This is a genomic window from Dietzia sp. DQ11-71 (genome assembly GCF_014144995.1).
GTDB classification, from domain to species: domain Bacteria; phylum Actinomycetota; class Actinomycetes; order Mycobacteriales; family Mycobacteriaceae; genus Dietzia; species Dietzia kunjamensis.
Window position 1 is genome coordinate 1 of record NZ_JAALDT010000454.1, and the last position, 3,949, is coordinate 3,949.

Consider the following 3,949-nt stretch of genomic DNA (forward strand, 5'->3'; position numbering starts at 1 on the left):
GGTGACGGGCGGGCCGCTGTTCGGACCCCCGGCGTGGTGGTCGTGCGCTCGAGCGTCGTGCCCGCGCCCCGGGACCAGGTGTGGGCGCGGGTCGTCACGGCCGAGGGCGTCGCGGACGAGTTCGGCCCGTTGCTGACGATGCGGTTCCCCAGGTCGCTGCGGGGGGCGTCGATCGCGGACCTCCCGCTCGGTCGCCCGGCGGGGCGGGCGTGGATCCTGCTGGCGGGGATCGTCCCGGTCGAGTTCGACGACCTGGTGATCACCGGGATGGAGGCGCCGCGCTACTTCCAGGAGCGCTCGAGCCTGGGGTCGTGCCGCGTGTGGGAGCACCGCCGGGAGCTCGACGACCTGCCCGACGGCTCGACCCGGGTGACCGACACCCTGCGGGCCGAACCCCGGACGGTGCTGCCGGGACCGGTGGTGCGGATGGTGGTCGGTGCGCTGTTCCGGCATCGTCACCGGCGGCTGATCCGGAAGTTCTCGGCCCAGATGTGACACGGGGAACTGCGTGAACGTCCCCGCGGGGCGCACAATGACGGTAGGTGCTCCCTGCGACGAGATACGGCGCGGGAGGCCGTCCCCGAGGGGGAATCACTATGCAGACCGCGACACTTCACGGACGAGAGCTGGTCTACCGCGAGGCGGGTGCCGGCGAAGGCAAGCCGACGATCCTGCTCATCCACGGCATGGCCGGTAGCTCGACCACCTGGCGCGAACTCATCCCGCGCCTGGACGCCCACTTCCACGTCATCGCCCCGGACCTGCCCGGTCACGGGGAGAGTTCACTCGACTTCGACGACTACTCGCTCGGCGCGATGGCCTCCGCCCTGCGCGACCTGTTGGTGGTCAAGGGCATCAAGCGATGCACGGTCATCGGACAATCGCTCGGCGGCGGCGTCGCCATGCAGTTCGTCTACCAATACCCCGAGTACTGCGAGCGGATCGTCCTGATCGGCAGCGGCGGCCTGGGCAAGGAGGTCAACTGGATCCTCCGGATGCTGGCCGTCCCCGGCGCCGAACTCCTGCTGACGATCGGCGCGGCCCCGGTCTTCGTGAACGCCGGGAACTCGGTGGGGCGCTTCTTCTCCGGCCTGGGCATCCGGGCCGACGCGATCACCGAGTCCTGGATGTCGTACGACTCACTCAGTAGGCCCGGTCACCGCAGGACGTTCTTCAAGACGCTGCGCGCGGTCGTGGACAACAAGGGGCAGGCGGTGTCGGCGGCCAACCGGCTGCACCTGGCCGGGCAATTGCCGTTCCAGTTGATCTGGGGCGACCGCGACCCGATCATCCCCATGTCCCACGGGCACGCCACCCACGAGGCGATCCCCGGTAGTCGCCTGGCGATCGTCGAGCGGACCGGCCACTACCCGCACGTCGAGGACCCGGCGGCCGTCGAGCGGATCATCGTGGAGTTCATGACCGAGACGCAGCCGGGGCACATCGACCCCGAGACGCTGGGAGACCTCGTGGCGGCGGGGGCCCAGCCGCCGGAGCCCCAGCCGCCGGAGCACCACAGCTGACGGCCCGGGCGGGCAGAAAGGACTCGGCCCCGGCTCCCTCGAGGGGGGCCGGGGCCGAGTCGGATGGCGATGCGGTCAGCGGCTGGTCGCAGCCGCCGCGCGAGTCGCTATCAGGAGCCGAACGCGGGCAGCTCGGTGTCGTCGGCGGTCTCGTCGCCCTCGGCGTCACCGCCGGCCAGCGAGCCGAGGAGCTCGGCCGAGCCGGCATCCGCGGTCTCGTCGTCATCGCCCGGGATCTCGGCGTCGATGCCGCGGAGGATGTCGATGGCGCCGGAGATGTCACCGGAGAACGCGGCCGCGACGGCGGCGGTGGCGTTGGCCTCGCACGCCTCGCCGCTCAGGCCGGGCACCACGCCCTCGGCGGAGCCGAGGAAGTCGTAGGCGGAGATGGTGCCGCACAGCTGCGCGGCGATGTCGGAGACCTCGGCGGGGGTCTCGACCTCGTCGAGCGCGTCGTCGAGCGCGTCCTCGGTGGTCTCGGTCTGGGTGGTGTCGGCGCCCTGCGTCGGGTCGGTGGCCTCCTGGGCGGCGGCGAGGCCGGCACCGGCGAAGGACAGGGCGGCAGCGGAACCGATCACGGCGATGGTCTTCTTCATGGGGGTCACACCTTTCCATCGGGATCCGGGGGATCTCCCCGGCGATACGGCGGTAACAGTAACGGCCACCCCCGTTGGCTGGCTATGATCCGCATCACAGCGTGGCCGGCGCGGTCGGGTGGTCTGCCCGCTTACGCAGCGGGAACGGCGCTCCCGCGAATTCTTCTTCATGCACCCGTCAGCCCCGGTTCGCGTTTGCCGGACCGGGCGAATTCGGGGAGTCTTAGCGCATGAGTGGAACCGCCGAGATCTATGACGCCGTCCTCGACCCGGGCAAGTTGGACCTGCTCCGGGCCTGGGTCCGCCACCAGGAGTGGTTCGACGGCGACCCGGAGGGCCTCGAGCAGGTGACCGCCTACCGGTTCGTCGATCCCGCCGGCGAGGTCGGGATGGAGTCGTTTCTCCTCACCGACGGTGCCCGCACCTTCCACGTGCCCGTGACCTACCGCGGGTCCGAGCTCGACGACTCCGGTGACGCGCTGGTCGGCGAGATGGAGCACTCGGTGCTCGGCCGTCGCTGGGTCTATGACGCCTCGGCGGATCCGGTCTACGTCGCCGAGGTCCGCCGGGTGATCAGCCACCGCGACGCCGCAGCCGACCATCTGCAGGTCGAGGACGGCTCGATCACGCCGTCACCGGTCAACATCCGCGGTGGGGGCGACGGGATCACCCAGGGCTCCGACGCGGTTCTGCACGTCATTCGGGTCGTGTCCGAGGAGAACGACGCGGAGGCCGACCGCCCGCTCATCGGCTCGCCGGGCACGCTCAGCGCGACCTGGCAGGACGCGGACGGTTCGCACACCGCGGTCCTCGCCGTCGTCTCCTAGGGTCTCCGGCCCCGGCCCTGCCCGGCGCGCCCGGCCCCGCCCCCCAAACGGAACGCTCGCCCCGGCAATTGCCGGGGCGAGCGTGCACTATGTGGGGCGGGGCCGGTCGGTGACGGGGCCCTTGTGCCGTGGCGGGCGAGCGGTCAGGCGCTCTTGATCGCCGAGACCTCGATCTCCAGGGTGACCTTCTCGGAGACCAGCACGCCGCCGGTCTCGAGCGCGGCGTTCCAGGTGAGGTCGAAGTCGCTGCGGTTGATGACCGTGGTGCCCTCGAAGCCCGCGCGCTGGTTGCCGAACGGGTCGGTGGCGGTGCCCTCGTACTCGAACGGGATGGTCACGGACTTGGTGGTGCCCTTGATGGTGAGGTCGCCGGTCACGTCCACGCCGCCCGAGCCGTTGGCGGCGATCTTCGTGGAGGTGAACGTGATCTCCGGGTACGTCTCCATGTCGAAGAAGTCGTTGGACTTGAGGTGGCCGTCGCGATCGGCGTTGCGGGTGTCGATCGAGGAGGCGTTGATGGTGACCTGGGCGGTGGCTCCCTCGATGCCCTCGGCGGGCACGGTGACGGTGCCTGTGAAGTCGTTGAACGAGCCGCGGACCTTGGTGATCATCGCGTGGCGGGTGACGAAGCCCAGGCGGGTGTGGGTGTCGTCGAGGGTCCAGGTGCCGGTGAGGTCGGTGAGGTTGGCGGTCATGGTGACTCCTTCGGGTGGGGTTGCCCGGCCGGCGGGGCCGAGCAGTTAACTGTTGTGTCACCCAATATAGGCCAACCTTTATGACATGTCAACAACCCCGGGAAAGTCGCCCGTGGGACCGTGCGCCGACACCGCCGACGCACGTGTCGCCGCAGGTCAGCCCACGTGCCTCTCGAGGAAGTGCAGCGCGTGCTCGACGGCCCGGTCGTGGCACGGCCGGCCGGCGAAGAGGTCGAAGTGGTCGCCCGGGTAGTGCCGGACCTCGGCGCGCGCGGCAAAGGCGGCCGTCGCGGCGGCGTGCGGTGGGG

The 3,949-nt window shown here is 70.6% G+C and carries 5 protein-coding genes and 1 pseudogene; 3 read left to right on the forward strand and 3 right to left on the reverse strand.

The genetic code is table 11. The annotated features are described in order from the left end of the window. Together G6023_RS14370 and G6023_RS14375 are read left to right on the forward strand one after the other, a co-directional pair. Window positions 1–495 (forward strand): Rv1443c family protein (locus G6023_RS14370; RefSeq protein WP_187700225.1); only part of this gene is annotated, 495 nt, incomplete at its 5' end. Window positions 496–596: 101 nt separating this feature from the next. Beyond that, window positions 597–1,523 (forward strand): alpha/beta fold hydrolase, encoded by a 927-nt coding sequence (locus G6023_RS14375; protein WP_069388994.1) that lies wholly within the window; start codon window positions 597–599, stop codon window positions 1,521–1,523. Window positions 1,524–1,633: 110 nt separating this feature from the next. On the opposite strand, the gene G6023_RS14380 is transcribed toward G6023_RS14375, so the two are convergent. Beyond that, the gene (locus G6023_RS14380; protein WP_182636148.1) at window positions 1,634–2,119 is read right to left on the reverse strand and encodes a hypothetical protein; all 486 of its coding nucleotides are present in this window, start codon (window positions 2,117–2,119) and stop codon (window positions 1,634–1,636) included. A 230-nt stretch (window positions 2,120–2,349) separates the two neighbouring features. Between G6023_RS14380 and G6023_RS14385 the strand changes: the two genes are divergently transcribed. Next, the gene (locus tag G6023_RS14385; RefSeq protein ID WP_182636151.1) at window positions 2,350–2,946 is read left to right on the forward strand and encodes a maltokinase N-terminal cap-like domain-containing protein; all 597 of its coding nucleotides are present in this window, start codon (window positions 2,350–2,352) and stop codon (window positions 2,944–2,946) included. Between the two features lie 143 nt (window positions 2,947–3,089). On the opposite strand, the gene G6023_RS14390 is transcribed toward G6023_RS14385, so the two are convergent. Both G6023_RS14390 and G6023_RS16060 read right to left on the reverse strand, forming a co-directional pair. After that, window positions 3,090–3,641, reverse strand: coding sequence for a YceI family protein (locus G6023_RS14390; protein WP_067715464.1), 552 nt, complete (start codon window positions 3,639–3,641; stop codon window positions 3,090–3,092). A gap of 156 nt (window positions 3,642–3,797) precedes the next feature. Beyond that, window positions 3,798–3,949 (reverse strand): annotated as a pseudogene (locus tag G6023_RS16060) (alpha/beta hydrolase); the annotation flags it as partial.

Coding starts and splice junctions, on each gene's coding strand:
- G6023_RS14390 (WP_067715464.1), bottom strand. CDS start 3,641: ATGACCGCCAACCTCACCGACCTCACCGGCACCTGGACCCTCGACGAC.
- G6023_RS14375 (WP_069388994.1), top strand. CDS start 597: ATGCAGACCGCGACACTTCACGGACGAGAGCTGGTCTACCGCGAGGCG.
- G6023_RS14385 (WP_182636151.1), top strand. CDS start 2,350: ATGAGTGGAACCGCCGAGATCTATGACGCCGTCCTCGACCCGGGCAAG.
- G6023_RS14380 (WP_182636148.1), bottom strand. CDS start 2,119: ATGAAGAAGACCATCGCCGTGATCGGTTCCGCTGCCGCCCTGTCCTTC.